Here is a 17,353-nt window from a genome sequence, read left to right as displayed (position 1 = left end):
GAGCATCGGCCAACCGCTGCCTCTTGCTACTGGCCCACGGCACAGCACCATTGAAGAAACTTCACTGGGATTGTGCGTCGGGTCATGCCAGACGAAGATCAATCCTACCATGCAGGAGGGGGCGGGAGAGCCGTACCGGCCGTGCTACCGGCCCCGGACGATCTTGCGGAGCCGCTCAAGCCTTGCGGCGATATCGCGCTCAGCACCGTTGGCTGTGGGCTGGTAGTAGTCACGTCCCACGAGGTCGTCAGGCGGATACTGCTGGGTCGCCACACCATGGGGCTCGTCGTGGGCGTACTTGTAGGCCTGCCCGTGGCCGAGCTGCTTGGCCCCGGGATAGTGGGAGTCCCTCAGGTGCATGGGAATGCTGCCGCCAAAACCCGCCCGCACGTCCGCGATCGCCTTGTTGATGCCCAGGTATGCCGCATTGGACTTCGGGGCAGTTGCGAGGTGGACCACGGCCTCGGCCAGGATGATCCGCCCTTCCGGCATGCCGATCAGCTGGACGGCCTGGGCCGCTGCCACAGCGGTTTGCAGTGCAGTTGGATCCGCCATGCCCACATCCTCGGCTGCCGAAATCACGATCCGCCGGGCAACGAACCGCGGGTCCTCCCCTGCTTCCAGCATGCGGGCCAGATAATGCAGGGACGCGTCTACATCCGAACCCCTGATCGATTTGATGAAGGCACTGGCCACGTCGTAATGCTGGTCGCCGGCGCGGTCGTACCGCACGGCGGCCGCGTCAAGCGCCCGTTCGGTATGCCGCAGTTCCACCAGCACCGGTTCGACGTCGTCGGCAAGTCCCCGTGCGCCGTCGTCGGCAAGTCCCGCTTCGCCGTCGTCGGTGCCGCCCGCTTCGACGGCGGCGCTGTCGCCGAAAGCCACGCCGGCCGCTGCCTCAAGCGCGGTCAGCGCCCTGCGGGCGTCGCCGCCGGAAAGCCTTACCAGATGCTCCAGGGCCTCTTGGCTAAGTTCCACACGGCCGCCCAAGCCGCGGGCGTCGGCCACGGCACGCTGCAGCAGGCCGGAAATGTCGTCATCGGTCAACGGCTTGAGGGTCAGCAGGAGCGACCTCGAGAGAAGGGGCGAAACCACGGAGAAGGACGGGTTTTCCGTGGTCGCGGCCACCAGCACCACCCACCTGTTTTCCACGCCGGGCAGCAGAGCATCCTGCTGCGCCTTGTTGAAGCGGTGGATCTCATCCAGGAACAGGACAGTGGTCTTTTTATAGAGGTCCCTGGCGGTCAATGCCTCATCCATCACCCGCCGCACGTCCTTGACGCCGGCGGTAATGGCCGAGAGTTCCACGAACTTCCGGCCGGGCCCCCTGGCGATGACATGGGCCAGGGTGGTTTTCCCGGTACCCGGGGGACCCCAGAGAATAACGGAACTCGGACCGGCCGGGCCGGATGCCTCCGCTCCTGCGGCCAACTGCCGGAGCGGCGAACCGTGGCCCAGAAGGTGTTGCTGACCCACCACATCGTCGAGGGTCCGCGGACGCATCCGCACGGCCAGCGGGCTTCGCTGGGATGCCATCCAGCCGGCATCCGTGACTGCCCCGGTGGCAGGAGAATCCTCGGATTCGTCCTCTGCCGCGCCGGAACCAAAGAGATCTTCCACATGGATAGGCTACTCATAGTTCCAGCAAAGGAGACATCGACGTGGTCCGGCAGACCCCCAGCCCGCAACCCGGCGAGCCGCGTAACAACAGCCGCACGGCCTTGGTTGGCGCTGCCCGCCTCCAAGGTTGGACAGAGCGCTTCGAGGCCAGCCACGGCCCCACGGAGCAGGATTTCGACGGGGACGGGCTGCTCCTGCGTGCCGCCGACGGTACCACCGCCCTTCTGCGTGCACCGTGGCCCGTCGATGGGCGGCCCGGACGCGGCGCCAATGAACTGGAACGGCTGGCCTCGCTGGCAAGCCAGGAACGCGGCCTTGGCCTGGTGTTGGTCCGACGCGGCGGCTATGTGGTCGCGGCTGCGTCCGGAAGTAAAGTACTGGCCTCAAAGAGCGGCAACCGTTACGTCCAGTCGCGCACATCAGCAGGTGGGCAATCCCAGCAGCGTTTCGCCCGGCGCCGTTCCAACCAGGCCGATGCCTTGGCGGATGCGGCAGCCGAAAACCTGGCCAGGATCTTTGGCGGGCACCGGATCGAGTACATCGTGCCCGGGGGCGACAGGGCACTTGTGGACCAGGCGCTCAACGCCCCGGCGTCGCGGTTCTGGGCCAGCCGGACCAGGCTGGCATTCCTCGATGTCCAGGAACCCCGGACCGGGGTCCTGCCCAAGGCAGCCGCCGACGCCTGCGCCATCCGGATCACCGTCACGGATGGTCCCGGCAGGACCTAGCAGCCGGAAAGGGCTCTCTGCAACGGCGCCTGGCGGTAGAGATAGCTGCCGTATTCTTCGAAACCCGCCTGCCTGTACAGGCTTTGGGCGTTGTGGTTTGCCGCAGTGACAAGCAACCAGAAACCCTTCAGGCCCAGAGTGCTGCCCTCGTTAAGCAAAGCAGCCAACACTTTAGTGGCAAGGCCGCGCCTTCGGTGGGTTTCCGCCGTCGCCATCCCGTAAAGTCCGCCCCAACCGTCCACCACGGCGAGGCGCCCGACGGCGGCGGGCCGGCCGTCGTCGTCCCTCACCAGGGCGTAGACGGCAGGGCAACCCGAAAGGATGCCGCGGGCAATATCCAGTTCATGCTCGCCACCCCGGCCGTCCACTGACCACCACAGCCGGAGCCAGTCCTCGGTGGGCTCTCCGGACAGCTCGACGCCTCCGCCCCCTTCGACCCCGCGTCCCGCCGCCGGGAGGTGCTCGGTCCCGCGGACCATGATGAGGGTCTCGGACTGGCGCGTGAAGCCCAGACCGTCAAGGACGCCGTTCAACCCGGCGCTGCGGGCGTCATCGAAAACCTGGAAGATGAGCGGCAAACGGCGACGCCGGTACCACCCTGCCGCTTCGCGGACGCACCCGGCCAGTTCGGTTCCGGGGACGTCGGCGGAAATATCCCGTGGCCACACGGAATTGGCCCGCTGTGTCACACCTTCCGAAGCCCTGAGTACCCAGCCGTCTGCATCCTCCCGTTCGCGGGCGGGCCACGCCGAGTCCATGAGGTTCTCGATCAACACTTGATCCAGCATGCCCCGGTAAACCTTTCTCGAAAGGGTTGGCGCCAACGGCGAAGGCTCCCCGCATGCGACGGGGAGCCTTCGAAGTTGCTTACTCGGACTTGGTGTCCTGCTTGGCGGCAGGCTTGGACTCCGGCTTGAAGTCGACGCCCGCTTCCTTCCGCTGCTGCGGCGTGATGGGCGCGGGGGCAGCCGTGAGCGGATCGTAGCCACCGCCGGACTTGGGGAAGGCAATAACATCACGAATGGAGTCGACGCCGGCCAGCAAGGAAACCACGCGGTCCCAGCCGAGGGCGATGCCACCGTGCGGAGGAGCGCCGTACTTGAAGCCTTCCAGGAGGAAGCCGAACTTGGTCTCGGCGTCTTCCTTGTCCAGGCCCATGAGCTTGAAGACCCGCTCCTGGACATCGGCCTGGTGGATACGGATGGAACCGCCGCCGATTTCGTTGCCGTTGCACACAATGTCGTAGGCATAGGACAGGGCCGATTCCGGATCCTGGTCGAACGTGTCCAGGAACTCGGGCTTGGGCGATGTGAAGGCGTGGTGGACTGCCGTCCACTGGCCGCTGCCGACGGCGACGTCGCCGGAAGCAACCGCAGCGGCAGCCGGCTCGAACATCGGGGCGTCGACGATCCACACGAAAGCCCAGTCCTTGGGATCGATCAGGCCGGTGCGGTGGCCGATCTCCACGCGGGCAGCGCCCAGGAGTGCGCGGGATGCCGTCTTCTCGCCGGCGGCAAAGAAGATGCAGTCGCCCGGCTTGGCGCCGACGGCGTCGGCCAGACCCGCACGTTCCTGTTCGGTAAGGTTCTTGGCCACCGGACCGGCGAGTTCGCCGTCTTCCTTGAAAAGGACATACGCAAGGCCCTTGGCGCCACGCTGTTTGGCCCATTCCTGCCAGGCATCCAGGGCACGGCGGGCCTGCGAGGCTCCGCCGGGCATCACCACGGCGCCGACGTACGGAGCCTTGAAGACGCCGAAGTTGGTGTCCTTGAAGAATTCCGTCAGTTCCGTCAACTCGAGGCCGAAACGCAGGTCAGGCTTGTCCGAACCGTACTTGGCCATGGCGTCCAGGTAGGTCATGCGGCGGATGGGCGTGGGGACCTCAACGTCGATCAGCTGCCAGAGGGCCCTAACAACGGCTTCGCCGAGCTCGATGATGTCGTCCTGGTCAACGAAGCTGGCCTCGATGTCCAGTTGCGTGAACTCCGGCTGGCGGTCCGCGCGGAAGTCTTCGTCACGGTAGCAGCGGGCGATCTGGTAGTACTTCTCAAAGCCGCCCACCTGGAGCAGCTGCTTGAAGAGCTGCGGCGACTGCGGCAAGGCGTACCAGGAACCCGGCGCGAGGCGCGCCGGCACCAGGAAGTCGCGGGCGCCTTCCGGCGTCGAACGCGTCAGCGTGGGCGTTTCGATCTCCACGTAGCCGCGCTGGTGCAGCAGTTCGCGCGCAACGCGGTTGGCCTCGGAACGCAAACGGAGGTTGCGTGCAGGGCCGGGACGGCGGAGGTCGAGGTAACGGTGCTTCAGACGGGCTTCCTCGCCCACCTCGACGTGTTCGTCGATCTGGAACGGCAGGGGGTCCGAGGTGTTCAGGATCACGACCTTCTCGGCAATGACCTCGATTTCGCCCGTCGCCAGGGCCGGGTTCTCGTTGCCTTCGGGGCGCTTGCTGACGGTTCCGGTCACTTGGAGGACGTACTCGTTCCGCAGGCCGTGGAACACCTCTTCTTCGCGGACAACCACCTGTGCCACACCGGACGCGTCACGGAGGTCGACGAATGCGACGCCACCGTGATCACGGCGGCGGCCCACCCAGCCGGCCAGGGTAACGGTTTCTCCAATGTGCTCGGAACGAAGCGATCCGAGGTCATGTGTGCGCAGCACAGCATTCCTTTCAGCATGAATTTTTTGAGGGATGTCCGCTAAGACGTCCCGTCCGAGTTTACCCGCCCCCGTGGCGGCCCCGGTCTACGGGATGTCAGGCAGTGGTGACACGCACATACAGATCATCGTCCGACGGCGTCCAGGCGGCTGGATCGGCGTCCACCTGCTCGCCTGACCGGATGTCCTTGACCTGGTGCTTGCCATCTTCATCCGTAAACCAAACGAAGGGGATGCCGCGACGGTCAGCGAACTTGATCTGCTTACCGAATTTCTCGGCCTTGGCCGCCACCTCGGTTGCGATGCCGCGGCTGCGAAGCTGGGCGGCAACATCCTGGGCGGCGGACCAGCTGTCGTCGTGGTTCAGTGCAACCAGGACGGCGGTGGGGACCGAACGCGATGCCGTGGCGAATTCCTGGCTCAGGATGCGGGACACAAGCCGCGTCACGCCGATGGACAGGCCAACGCCGGGGAACTTCCGGTTTCCCTTGCTAGCCAGCGCGTCATAGCGGCCACCGGAGCAAATCGAACCGAGCTGCTCGTGGCCAACAAGGACGGTCTCCACGACCGTGCCGGTGTAATAGTCAAGGCCGCGGGCGATGCTGAGGTCCGCCACTACCTTCCCGGGCACACGGTGAACAGCGGCCTCGATGACCTGTTCGAGTTCACCCAGGCCCTCCTCCAGGAGTTCATCCTTTACGCCCAGCGCCCTGACTTCGGCAACGAACGACGTGTCTTCGGTGCGGATCGTTGCAAGCTGCAGGGCAAGCGCCGCCTGTTCGTCAGTGGCACCAAGTTCACTCTTCAGCAGCTCCGCGACCTTCTCTGCCCCGATTTTCTCGAGCTTGTCGATGCTCCGCAGGACCCCGGCGGTGTCGGTCAGGCCGATTCCGCGATAAAAACCTTCCGCCAACTTGCGGTTGTTGATCCGCAACCGGAAGTCCGGAATCGGCAGGGCACTCAGTGCTTCGGCAATGACCAAGGCGATTTCAACGTCATAACGGAAGGGAAGCTCGCCGTCACCCACAACGTCGATATCGGCCTGCGTGAATTCGCGGGCGCGACCCTCCTGCGGACGCTCGCCCCGCCAGACCTTCTGGATCTGGTACCGACGGAAGGGAAATGCCAGATACCCGGCGTTCTCCACTACATAGCGGGCAAAGGGAACCGTCAGGTCAAAATGCAAGGCCAGGGCATTCGGATCCGCCCGGTCCGCCTTTGCCGGTTCACCTTCGTCGTCCTGCAACCTGCTGAGGCCATAGACTTCCTTGTCGATTTCGCCTTTGCGCAAAAGCTGTCCAACGGTCTCCACCGCACGGGTTTCAATTGATGAAAATCCGTGGAGTTCAAAAGTCTTCCGGAGCGTATCCAGTACATGGAGTTCCACCAACCGCTCCTGGGGAAGCCACTCGGGGAATCCGGACAGGGAGGCGGTACGTGCCATGGTGGGATTGTCTCCTTGAAGAAAGCCGGCCGCCGATTCTGCGTTGCCGGCAATAAACGTTCATTCAGTGTTTATTGGGCAGGAGCACAGGCGGTCATGCATAAACTATGTGCGGCAGCCAGTTTATGCTTTCCTCGCGTGCACTTCTAATACAGCACGCCCCGGACAGCCAGGCGGCCGTTCATCGTGGACACAATCAGGAGGACTCTTGGCAACAAGGTCGCGGGATGACCGCGAAGCCCGTCGGCGTATCCGGCAGATGGAAGCCAAGCGCGAATTGCGGCAACAGCAAGGCAAGCGCCGCAAGCGCGACAACGTGCTCGCAGCGGGCGCAGGTGCCACTGCGTTGGTCCTTGCCGTCGTCCTCCAGCTGACCGTCTTCAGCTCAAATCCCACCGAAGCGGAATTCGCGGCCGCCCAGGCGGGACTCAGCTCTCCGTCGGCATCCCCGGCAGCTTCCAACAGCGCGGACGTCCCCAGCGCCGACACCGCTGCCGGCAAGACCTTCACGGGCGAGCTCACCCTCAACAGTGGTGTTGTGGGCGTGCAACTGGACGGATCTGCGGCGCCGCAGGCCGCGGCAGTCCTCAAGTCGCTCAGCGACTCCGGGTATTACAACGGTGCTTCCTGCCACCGACTGACTACGGCCGAAACCTTCGGCCTTCTGCAGTGCGGCGCAAAGAGCGCGGACGGCGCGGACGACCCCGGTTACCGGTGGGGCCCCCTGGAGAACACTCCGGCCGACAACAAGTACCCCGCTGGAACGATCGCCGTTGCCCGGACCGGGAACGACGCTTACGGCAACGGACACCAGTTCTTCATTGTCTACAAGGACACCACCATCCCCGCCGATTCGGCGGGCGGCTACACCGTGGTGGGCAAGGTCACCAGTGGGCTGGACGTGGTCACGAAGATCGCGGCCGCAGGCTTGAAAGCCGGCGCAGCCAACAACGACGGCGCCCCTGTGGCACCTGTCACGATAGACTCTTTCTCACTGAAGTAACCGGCTCCAGGCCCCGGCCCGGGGTGCATTACCTTAGCAGTCCCTCCAAGCGAAAGACTTTTAGCGGTGACAGACAGTCAGAAATCCGACGAAACAGCAGCAGTGAGCAACGAAGAAGCCGTCGAAGCGGCCGAGACAAACGGCACGGAAACGGAAGCCACGGCCCCTGCCCGCGAAGCAGAAGCCAAGCCCGCTGCAACCCGCCCCGCCCCCTCCCCCGCAGCTTTCGCTGCCCGCCCCAAGGCGCCGGCCGCCGTCGTACCTGCCGCTCCGGCAGTTTCCGCCGCGTCGTTGGCCGAGGCTGCCAAGTGGGGACGCGCTGAGGGTGACGGTCATGTCTTCCTCAAGCTCGATGGTGAGGAAATCGCTGTAGGGCAGTACCCCGGCGTGAGCCCCGACGAGGCTTTGGGCTACTTCGCCCGGAAGTTCGACGACGTCATCGCCCAAGTAGTGCTGCTGGAACACCGTGTGGAGTCCAAGGCTCCTGCAACCGACATGCAGAAGACCGTTTCGCACCTCCGCGAACAGCTCGCAGAGCGCAACATGGTGGGCGACATCCGCTCGGCCGAAGCACGCTTGGACACCCTGTCATCCCAGATCGTGGAACTCGAGAAGTCCGAGAAGGCAGCGCATGACGCCGTCCGGGCCAACGAACTCGCCGCACGGGAGGCCATCGTTTCCGAGGCCGAAGCGATTGCGGGCCAGGATCCGGCACAAATTCAGTGGAAGACTTCCAGTGCGCGCATGAATGAGCTGTTCGAAACCTGGAAGGCCGCCCAGAAGAGCGGAATCCGGCTCGGACGAAGCAACGAGGACGCCCTGTGGAAGCGGTTCCGCTCGGCACGTACGGTTTTCGACCGCCACCGCCGCGCCTACTTCAGCCAGCTGGACAGCAACAATTCCGCCGCGAAAGCGGCCAAGGAAGCCCTCATCGCCGAGGCGGAGGCTTTGTCCTCGTCCACGGACTGGGGTTACGCCGCCGGTGAATACCGCCGGCTTATGGACCAGTGGAAGGCAACTCCGCGGGCAAGCCGCAAGGACGACGACGCACTTTGGGCGCGTTTCCGTGCAGCGCAGGACGTGTTCTTCAGCAACCGCCAGGCGGCCAACGACCAGATTGACCAGGAGTACACGGCCAACCTCGCCGTGAAGGAACAGTTGGTTGCAGAGGCCCAGGCACTGCTGCCGATCAGCGACCTCAATGCCGCCAAGAAGGCGCTGCAATCCATCCGCGACCGCTGGGAAGATGCCGGCAAGGTTCCGCGTGCGGACATGGGCCGGATCGAAGCCGGTCTCCGTAAGGTGGAGGATGCGGTCCGCGAGGCCGAGGACGAGAAATGGCGCCGCAGCAACCCGGAAACCAAGGCCCGCACCAACAGTGCCCTCTCCCAGCTTGAGTCCGCGATTGCAGGCTTGAAGGACGACCTTGAGAAGGCCGAGAAGGCCGGTGACCAGCGCAAGATCAACGCAGCACGTGAGGCGCTTGAAGCCCGCCAGGCATGGCTGGACCAGATCCAGCGTTCGGCCAGCGATCTCGCGTAGTCGTTCCTGAGCTGTAACAGGCCCCGTACCGGTTTATCCACATAGCCGGCGCGGGGCCTGTACTCATTTCCACGCCAAAGGAAATGATCAGTGAATGGTCCAAGCCCAAGCCCTTTCTGCCGCGCAATTACAAGAACCCGTCCTCCACGAGCTTTACTCCGCCGGAAAGATCTTCACCTGGCCTGAGCTGCAGAGCATGGCCTCGGATGGCATACTCCTGCCGGTCTTCGCGAAGAGCTACGCGGCCCCTGGTATCACCGTCACAGCACGGTTGCGGGCGCGTGCGGCAGCCCTGACGGTCCCGACGAAAATGCGCACCAAGGTCGTTGCCGGAAGGCTCACTGCCGCGTGGATCTATGGCTGTGCCCCTGCTCCCGGTCGGGTATCACTGCTGGTGGATGCCAAACACCGGATTTCGAGCCTTCGTGGTGCCCGCGGGTGCAGTCTCCATGAAGTCCGTCTTGGCAGCCTCGATGTTGTCAGCCTTGGCGGAATGCTGGTCAGCAGTCCGCTGCGCACGGCGGCGGACGTGGCATTGCACGTCGAAGAGGAGCATGCGCTGCCAGCCTTGCGCTCGATGCTAGAGAAGCCGGAGCTCGGAGTCCGGCAGCGCCTGCTCACCCTCGCGGTGGAGGCATCGCCGCGCTTGCCCCACAAAAGGCGGGCCTTGGCAACGCTCGCCAAACTCGATTCCTAGCTGCGGCGACGGTTCCCCGTGGTGCGGTAGACATCAAAAACGCCATCGATGCGGCGAACTGCGCTCAGGACGTGGTGCAAGTACTTGGGATCGCCCATCTCGAAGGCAAACTTGGAGATCGCAACCCTGTCGCTCGAGGTATGGACCGAGGCAGCCAGGATGTTGACATGGTTGTCGGAGAGAACCCGGGTAACGTCCGAGAGCAGTGACTTCCGGTCCAAGGCCTCCACCTGTATTTCCACCAGGAAGACGCTGGACTGGGTGGGGGCCCATTCCACTTCGACAATCCTGTCCGGCTGGTCCCTAAGCCCCGCAACGTTGGTGCAGTCGGTCCGGTGTACGGAAACACCTGAACCCCTCGTCACGAAACCGAGGATCGGATCCGGAGGAACGGGGGTGCAGCACCGGGCAAGCTTGACCCACACGTCTCCCACGCCACGGACGATCACGCCGGAATCGGAGAACTTGGACTTGGCCACCTGCGTGGGGATGCTGACCTCGTCCAGGTCCTCGTCAGGAGTTTCATGGCCGCCGAGTTGCTCCATGAGTTTTTCCATGACGGACTGCGCCGAGGTGTGGCCGTCACCAACCCCCGCGTAGAGTCCGGAGATGTCGACGTAGTGGAAGTCCTCTGCAACCGAAGACAAAGCATCGTGTGTCATCAGGCGCTGCAGCGGAAGGTTCTGCTTCCGCATGGCGCGGGTGAGCATGTCCTTGCCGCGGTCGATGGCTTCCTCGCGGCGTTCCTTGGTGAACCACTGCCGGATCTTGTTGCGCGCACGCGCAGACTTCACAAAATGCTGCCAGTCTTGGCTGGGACCTGCACCTTCGGCCTTCGAGGTGAAAATTTCCACCCAGTCGCCGTGGTTCAATTCGCTGTTCAATGGAACGAGCTTGCCGTTGACGCGGGCACCGATGGTCCTGTGCCCCACCTCCGTGTGCACCGCGTAGGCGAAGTCAACCGGCGTGGATCCCGCAGGAAGGGCCATGACCTCCCCCTTGGGCGTGAAGACGAAGACCTCACGGGCGTTGATCTCATAGCGCAGCGAATCCAGGAACTCCCCGGGATCGGATGTTTCCTGCTGCCAGTCCACGAGGGAACGCAGCCACCCCATGTCACCGTCGCGGGGGCTGCCCGGGCCTACCGCCGTGCGGTTTGGCTGGTCCTTGTACTTCCAGTGCGCCGCAACACCGTACTCGGCCCTGCGATGCATCTCGTGGGTGCGGATTTGGATTTCGACCGGTTTGCCGCCGGGTCCGATGACGGTCGTATGCAGCGACTGGTACATGTTGAACTTGGGCATCGCGATGTAATCCTTGAACCGCCCAGGCAGTGGATTCCATCGGGAGTGCAGCGTTCCGAGCGCTGCGTAACAGTCACGGACCGAATCGACCAGGACCCTGACGCCCATGAGGTCGTTGATGTCGTCAAAGTCCTTATCCCTGACGATCATCTTCTGGTAGATCGAGTAGTAGTGTTTGGGCCGTCCGGTAATGGTGGCCTTGATCCTTGCCGTCCTGAGGTCGTCGGCGATCTGGTTACGGATAACGCTGAGGCTCTTTTCGCGCTCCGGAGTCCGGTCCCCGACCATGCGGACGATTTCCTCGTAGACCTTGGGATAAAGCGCCGCGAACGACAAGTCTTCGAGTTCCCATTTGATGGTGTTCATGCCCAGCCGGTGAGCCAACGGCGCGAAGATCTCCAGCGTTTCCCGGGCCTTCCGCGATGAAGATTCAGCGGAAACAAAGCGCCAGGTCCGGGCGTTGTGAAGCCTGTCCGCCAGCTTGATCATCAGGACGCGGATGTCCTTGGCCATGGCGACAACCATCTTGCGGACGGTTTCTGACTGGGCGGCCTCCCCGAAGCTCACCTTGTCCAACTTGGTTACGCCATCCACCAGCATGGCGACTTCCGGTCCGAAATCCCTGGTGAGGTCGGCCAGCGTGTAGGGAGTGTCCTCCACAGTGTCATGGAGCAGGGCCGCAGCCAAGGTGGTCCCGGTCATGCCCAGTTCGGCAAGGATGGTGGCAACTGCCACGGGGTGGGTGATGTAGGGATCACCGCTCTTGCGCTTCTGTCCCTGGTGGCTCCGCTCAGCAACGGCGAAAGCCCGTTGGATCAGGTCGAAGTCTTCCTTGGGATTATTTGCCCGGACCGTGCGCAGCAAGGGCTCAAGGATGGGCGAATAGGGTGCGACCCCGCGTCCGGTGAGGCGGGCCAGACGGGACCGCGTACGCTCACGACGGCCCGGGAAGGTCGGGCGCGCGCCCGGGGCATCAACGGGGACAGCGGCAGGCCGCCCAGCCACGCTTGTTGCTGGAACCGCCACTGAGCTGTGACCGTCTTCCCCGCCCGCCGGCGGTGCCGACGTCGCACGTTCTTCCACAGAAGTACCCCTCACGACCGATTTAATTCTTCCAGTCTATTCCCGCAAGTGAATGCTTCCGCAACCCGCGAGCACATGACGGAAACAGCAGCAAGTCAAAGAGCCGGGTCCCTGCCGAACGGCAGGGACCCGGCTCTTTCAACAGACCGTCCCTCAGGCGCCTGAGACAGCAGCTTCTGCGCGGCGGTGGGCGACCTTTTTGGACTGTTTGACCAGTTCGGGTTCACCCTGCCGCAGCCACGCGTACAAGGGCGCGGCGATGAAGATCGTGGCCGCCGTACCAATCAGGATTCCCACGAAGAGTGCCAGGGAAAGGTCCCGAAGAGTACCCGCACCGAGCAGTCCGGCACCAATAAAGAGAATCGCGGCCACCGGAAGCACTGCGACCATCATGGTGTTGATGGAACGCACCAGCGTCTGGTTGACGGCGAGGTTGACTTCCTCGGCGAAAGTGCGGCGTGACGAGGTTGCAATATCCGAAGTGTTTTCCCGGATTTTGTCGAAGACCACAACGGTGTCGTAGAGCGAATAGCTCAAGACGGTCAGGAAGCCGATAATTGCCGACGGCGTCACTTCAAAATCGCTCAACGCGTATACACCCGCCGTGGTGAACATGGTGACGAGCATCCCGACGAGCGCGGAAAGCGACATTTTCCACGTCCTGAAGTACAGGGCCATCAGCACCGCGGCAAGGCCCACGAACACCACCAGGCCGATCAGTGCCTGCCGGGTGACGTCCTGTCCCCAGGTGGGACCCACGAAGTTGGAGGTAACTTCGTTTTGGGTGACGCCGTAGGCGCCGGTGAGGCCGTCCTTGATCCGGTTGGTTTCGTCATCCGAAAGCTGGTCCGTCTGGATGCGCATGGTGTTGCCCGCAACGTTTGCGACGCGCGGAACCGCACCCGGGACGACGTCGTGGACGGCCTTTTCACCCAGGGCCGCTTCCGTGCTCTTGACGTTGGAGACGGTGAACTCCGAACCACCGCGGAATTCGATGCCGAGGTTGAAGCCGCCTTTGAGGACGGGAATGAGGATGGAGAGCACCACGGCTACCGCCGCAATGCTGAACCAGATTTTCTTGGAGCGTACAAAGTTGTACGAGCGCTTGCCCGTGTAGAGCTCATAACCAAAGGTTGCGAAGCTGGTGGTCATTACTTCTCCTCCTTGGTGCCGTTGGAAGAACCCGTAAGCTGGCCCTTCCCGGCAAGGCGCCGTTCGGCGATGGTCATGCGGCGCTCTGCTTCGGCTGCGGCGCCCGCGTTGCGGTTGCGGACGGGTGCGGGCTTTTCGGCCGGCGTCCTGAGGCGCCCTGCACCGCGGTAGAGGGGGACGGCGCCAAGCCGGTCAGGCGAGAGACCCGAGAATCGGTGTCCTTCGCCGAAGAACCTGGTCCTTGCAAGCACTTGCAGCATCGGGTGGGTGAACATGAACACGACGATGAGGTCGGCAACGGCCGTGAGGCCGAGTGTGAAGGCAAAACCGCGGACGTTGCCTACGGCCACGAAGTAGAGGACCAGGGCGGCAAGAAGGTTCACGGCCTTGGAGGCAAGGACGGTTCGCTTGGCGCGCTTCCAACCGTTTTCGACGGCGGAAACGAGTCCACGGCCTTCGCGGAGCTCATCGCGGATGCGTTCGAAGTAGACAATGAACGAGTCGGCCGTCTGGCCGATCGCGACGATCAAACCGGCGACGCCGGCCAATGACAGACGGTAGTTTTCCGTCCACCCCAGCACGGCGATGGCCAGGTACGTCAAGCCACCTGCCACCACCAAGGACGCAACGGTCACGAAGCCGAGCGCGCGGTACTGGAACAGTGAGTACACCACAACGAGGACCAGGCCGATGACGCCGGCCAGAAGGCCTAGCCTCAACTGGTCGCCACCGAGGGTGGCCGAAATCTGTTCCTGTGACTGGATCTCAAAGCTGATCGGCAGTGCACCGTAGCGCAGCTGGTCGGACAACGCCTTGGCCGTAGCCTGGGTGAAGTTACCCGTGATCTGGGGCCGTCCGTCGGTGATCACCGCGAGGGCCCGCGGCGCTGAGATCACCTTGTCGTCAAGGACAATGGCGAACTGTGCCTTGGGGTCGTCGGTCCCCTGAGCCTGGGCGGCCGCGTAGTACTGGTGGAGCCGCTCGGTAACCTGCTTGAACTTCTCCGTGGCGTCACCGTTGAAGATGATGTTCACGCCCCAAGAGTTGGTCACGGTACCCTGGGCACCCTGCACCTGGGAGAACGTGGAGTCGGCGATGTCCTGGCCCTTGACCTCGACCGGACCCAGGATGTATTTGATCGCAGGAGTCTTGTCAGTTGCAGCCTCGCACGTTACCAAGGGCTTTGCGGGATCAGAGCGGTCGCGCTTTTCCGTCGAAGGGTTGACGCAGTCCAGTGCCTCGTATTCCTTCTGGACCTCCGGGGTGATCCAGTTCGGGTCGCTGGCATTGGTCGGCTCAGCCGTCGGCTTGTTCAACTGGGCGTCGGGGGTGCGGGACTCAGCAGGAACTGCAGCGGGATCGCCCGTCAGGATCACCGGACGGAAGTTCATGTCCGCGGAGGCCTGGATCAGGTCCCGGGTTTCCTTGGAGGGCGTGCCCGGCAAGCTGACAACCACGTTGCGGCCCGACTGGGTACTGATCTCAGCCTCGGCAACACCGGATCCATCCACGCGCTGGCGAATGATGGCAACTGCCTGGTTGAGCTGCTCCTCATTGATGTCGCTGGCACCTTCAACGCGCGGCGCCAGGATCATCTGGGTGCCGCCTTCGAGGTCCAAAGCGAGCTTGGGAGCCCAGCTGGCGTGGCCGGAAACGACTCCACCGCCCAGGACTGCAGTTAATACAACGAAAATTGCTCCAAGCCAGGTCAGCACCCTGCGGGCTGAGTTTTTGGGGCCGGTCCGTGCCATTATCGATCTTCCTGTTATCGCCGGACAGCCGCCGGCCAACGCTGGTAAGCGTCTGCCGGCGGCTCTCCGCTGCCGTAGAAGTTATCCTGTGCGGTGATCCCGCGGCTGAATATGCTAGTTGTCCTTCTTGTCCTCTTTGTTGAGGCGCGCAATGGTTTCCTCGGGCGTCTCGGTAGCGGCAGGAGCGTCAGCCTCGGCCACCGTGAGGGAAGAAGCGTCGTCCGGTACAACCGTGGCTTCTTCTTCGGGCTTGTCGACAACCTTGGTGACTGCCTGGCGGTGGACCGTGGCCACGTTGCCCGGGGAAAGCTCCAGGACGACCTTGTTCTCGGCGTCGTCGATGGAAACGATACGGCCGAAGAGACCAAAGCTGGTCATGACTTCCACGCCCGGGGCGAACTTGGACTGCATTTCAGCCTGCTGCTGCTGGGTCTTCTTGTTGCGGCGGAACATCATGAAGACAAAGAGGCCAAGCATGACGAACAGCAATATGGTCATTGGATCCACAGGGAAGTTCCGTTCTGTACTTACGTTTTGTTCACGGCAACATCCTGTGCCGAGCGTCATACCAGTCTAGAGGGAAATTCTGGACGCAGCGTGTTAACCGATGGTGTCTACGCTCTCAGCGTGGTTTTCCTCATCATCGAACAACGCCAACTGCTCTTGGCCGAACACCCCGGCGGGCACGGCAAAGCCCAAATGGGTCCAAGCGGAGGCCATGGCGATCCGTCCTCGTGGTGTCCTGCCCATGAGCCCCTCCCGAACCAGGTACGGTTCGGCCACGGTTTCCACGGTCTCCGGCTCCTCGCCCACCGCGATGGCCAGGGTGGAGAGGCCTACGGGACCACCGTTGAACTTGGTGATCAAAGCCTCCAGCACGGAGCGGTCCAGGCGGTCCAGGCCCCGAGCGTCCACTTCGTACATATCGAGCGCCGCCGCAGCCGAGCGGGAGTCAATCTGCTCGATTCCGTGGACCAAGGCCCAGTCGCGGACCCTGCGGAGCAGGCGGTTTGCGATGCGGGGCGTGCCGCGTGAGCGTCCGGCGATCTCGGTAAAGCCCGCGGAATTGACCTTGAGGTCCAACAGCCCGGCCGAACGCCGGAGGACCAGTTCCAACTCGGCCACCGAATAGAACTCCAGGTGTCCGGTGAAGCCGAACCGGTCGCGCAGCGGCCCGGGCAAGAGACCGGCCCGGGTAGTGGCTCCGACCAGCGTGAAGGGTGGCAGTTCGAGCGGGATGGCGGTGGCACCGGCACCCTTGCCCACCACGATGTCCACACGGAAGTCTTCCATGGCCATGTACAGCATTTCCTCGGCAGGGCGTGACATGCGGTGGATCTCGTCGAGGAACAGGACTTCCCCCTCGGACAACGAGGAAAGGATCGCGGCGAGATCGCCGGCATGCTGGATTGCAGGTCCACTGCTGATCCGCAATGGAGCGTTCATTTCGGCCGCAATGATCATGGCCAGGGTGGTCTTACCCAGCCCGGGAGGACCCGACAGCAGCACGTGGTCCGCGCTGCGGCCACGCATGCGTGATGCTTCGAGGACCAGGGAAAGCTGTTTGCGTACCCGGTGCTGGCCTACGAAGTCGTGCAGGTTCTTGGGGCGGAGAGCGGCTTCGATGACCCGCTCCTCCGGTTCCTCTCCCCCGGAAACAAGGGACTGCTCAGCCACGGCTGCCTACGCGGTTGCCTGCACGGGCACCGTCCTGCCCCAGCCAGCGCAATGTTGCCCTGAGGATCTGGGCCACATTGCCCGCCTCAACAAGTTCGGGAGAGTCGGCCATGGCTTTGTCGATGCTGCCCGTGGCGTCTTTCTCGGACCAGCCAAGGCTGGTCATGGCGGCAACCACCTGGGGCTTCCATTCGGCCGTGGCCTCCGTTGCAGGCGCGTTCACGGGGCGCGTGCCATGCGGCACCAGCTTTCCGGAAAGCTCCAGGACCAGCCTGCCGGCCACCTTCGGGCCAATACCCGGCACCTTGGTGAAAGCCTTGTTGTCCCCCGTGTGTGCTGCTACCCGGATGGCCTCCGGCTCGTGGACGGCAAGGACAGCCAGGGCAAGCCGAGGACCAACGCCGCTCACGCTCAAGAGGACATCGAAGACTTCGCGGGCGTCGTCGTCGGCGAAACCGAACAGCGTGAGGGAATCTTCGCGGACAATCAAGGACGTAAAGAGCTTGGCTTCCTCACCCACTTTGAGGTGGCTCAGGGTCTGGGGCGTGGCGTAGACGCTCATGCCGGCACCGTTGAGGTCGATCACGGCGGTGGACAAGCCCACGTGGGCGACTGTTCCACGAAGGAAACTGATCAAGACCGACTCCTGTAACTATCCGAACATATCTACGAATACCCTAGCAAGGGCACGGGC

At 63.5% G+C, this 17,353-nt stretch carries 14 protein-coding genes; 4 read left to right on the top strand and 10 right to left on the bottom strand.

All coding sequences use genetic code 11. The annotated features are described in order from the left end of the window. Positions 1-144 precede the first annotated feature (144 nt). Complete coding sequence (locus tag ACIPY2_RS03685; protein ID WP_400264994.1) at positions 145-1,620, bottom strand: replication-associated recombination protein A; 1,476 nt, start codon at positions 1,618-1,620, stop codon at positions 145-147. A 41-nt stretch (positions 1,621-1,661) separates the two neighbouring features. Here ACIPY2_RS03685 and ACIPY2_RS03680 point away from each other — a divergent pair, with 41 nt between their 5' ends. Continuing rightward, a complete protein-coding gene (locus tag ACIPY2_RS03680; protein ID WP_400264993.1) occupies positions 1,662-2,348 on the top strand; it encodes an acVLRF1 family peptidyl-tRNA hydrolase in 687 nt (228 codons plus the stop codon). Here the strand turns inward: ACIPY2_RS03680 and ACIPY2_RS03675 are convergent. The 3 genes from ACIPY2_RS03675 to hisS all read right to left on the bottom strand — a co-directional run bounded on the left by ACIPY2_RS03675 (position 2,345) and on the right by hisS (position 6,450). Then, the gene (locus ACIPY2_RS03675; RefSeq protein WP_400264992.1) at positions 2,345-3,136 is read right to left on the bottom strand and encodes a GNAT family N-acetyltransferase; all 792 of its coding nucleotides are present in this window, start codon (positions 3,134-3,136) and stop codon (positions 2,345-2,347) included. The genes ACIPY2_RS03680 and ACIPY2_RS03675 overlap by 4 nt on opposite strands. 79 nt (positions 3,137-3,215) lie before the next feature. Next, positions 3,216-5,009: an aspartate--tRNA ligase gene (gene aspS, locus ACIPY2_RS03670; RefSeq protein ID WP_400264991.1), complete on the bottom strand. Its 1,794-nt coding sequence runs from the start codon at positions 5,007-5,009 to the stop codon at positions 3,216-3,218. Between the two features lie 94 nt (positions 5,010-5,103). Further along, positions 5,104-6,450 carry a histidine--tRNA ligase gene (hisS, locus tag ACIPY2_RS03665; protein ID WP_400264990.1) on the bottom strand — a complete coding sequence of 449 codons (1,347 nt, stop codon included), beginning with the start codon at positions 6,448-6,450 and terminating at the stop codon, positions 5,104-5,106. Between the two features lie 208 nt (positions 6,451-6,658). Between hisS and ACIPY2_RS03660 the strand changes: the two genes are divergently transcribed. The 3 genes from ACIPY2_RS03660 (at position 6,659) to ACIPY2_RS03650 (ending at position 9,692) form a co-directional block, all read left to right on the top strand. Further along, positions 6,659-7,453: a peptidylprolyl isomerase gene (locus tag ACIPY2_RS03660; RefSeq protein WP_400264989.1), complete on the top strand. Its 795-nt coding sequence runs from the start codon at positions 6,659-6,661 to the stop codon at positions 7,451-7,453. Positions 7,454-7,519: 66 nt separating this feature from the next. Further along, the gene (locus ACIPY2_RS03655; protein ID WP_400264988.1) at positions 7,520-8,995 is read left to right on the top strand and encodes a DUF349 domain-containing protein; all 1,476 of its coding nucleotides are present in this window, start codon (positions 7,520-7,522) and stop codon (positions 8,993-8,995) included. Between the two features lie 94 nt (positions 8,996-9,089). Beyond that, positions 9,090-9,692, top strand: coding sequence for a hypothetical protein (locus ACIPY2_RS03650; protein WP_400264987.1), 603 nt, complete (start codon positions 9,090-9,092; stop codon positions 9,690-9,692). On the opposite strand, the gene ACIPY2_RS03645 is transcribed toward ACIPY2_RS03650, so the two are convergent. The 6 genes from ACIPY2_RS03645 to ruvA all read right to left on the bottom strand — a co-directional run bounded on the left by ACIPY2_RS03645 (position 9,689) and on the right by ruvA (position 17,296). Next, positions 9,689-12,079, bottom strand: coding sequence for a RelA/SpoT family protein (locus tag ACIPY2_RS03645; RefSeq protein ID WP_400265111.1), 2,391 nt, complete (start codon positions 12,077-12,079; stop codon positions 9,689-9,691). The genes ACIPY2_RS03650 and ACIPY2_RS03645 overlap by 4 nt on opposite strands. Positions 12,080-12,232: 153 nt before the next feature. Further along, positions 12,233-13,231, bottom strand: coding sequence for a protein translocase subunit SecF (gene secF / locus ACIPY2_RS03640; protein ID WP_400264986.1), 999 nt, complete (start codon positions 13,229-13,231; stop codon positions 12,233-12,235). Further along, the gene (gene secD / locus ACIPY2_RS03635) at positions 13,231-14,982 is read right to left on the bottom strand and encodes a protein translocase subunit SecD (RefSeq protein ID WP_400264985.1); all 1,752 of its coding nucleotides are present in this window, start codon (positions 14,980-14,982) and stop codon (positions 13,231-13,233) included. Before secD ends, secF begins: the two co-directional genes overlap by 1 nt. Positions 14,983-15,096: 114 nt before the next feature. Beyond that, positions 15,097-15,480 carry a preprotein translocase subunit YajC gene (gene yajC / locus ACIPY2_RS03630; protein ID WP_400264984.1) on the bottom strand — a complete coding sequence of 128 codons (384 nt, stop codon included), beginning with the start codon at positions 15,478-15,480 and terminating at the stop codon, positions 15,097-15,099. Positions 15,481-15,582: 102 nt separating this feature from the next. Next, positions 15,583-16,659 (bottom strand): Holliday junction branch migration DNA helicase RuvB, encoded by a 1,077-nt coding sequence (ruvB, locus tag ACIPY2_RS03625; protein ID WP_400264983.1) that lies wholly within the window; start codon positions 16,657-16,659, stop codon positions 15,583-15,585. Further along, positions 16,652-17,296 carry a Holliday junction branch migration protein RuvA gene (ruvA, locus tag ACIPY2_RS03620; protein ID WP_400264982.1) on the bottom strand — a complete coding sequence of 215 codons (645 nt, stop codon included), beginning with the start codon at positions 17,294-17,296 and terminating at the stop codon, positions 16,652-16,654. The genes ruvB and ruvA overlap by 8 nt, the downstream gene beginning before the upstream one ends. Positions 17,297-17,353: the final 57 nt, after the last annotated feature.

It is taken from the genome of Paenarthrobacter sp. NPDC089675 (genome assembly GCF_044749185.1).
Lineage (GTDB): Bacteria > Actinomycetota > Actinomycetes > Actinomycetales > Micrococcaceae > Arthrobacter.
The sequence above is the reverse complement of the archived record's forward strand: the minus strand, read 5'-3'. Positions and strand labels throughout refer to the sequence as shown.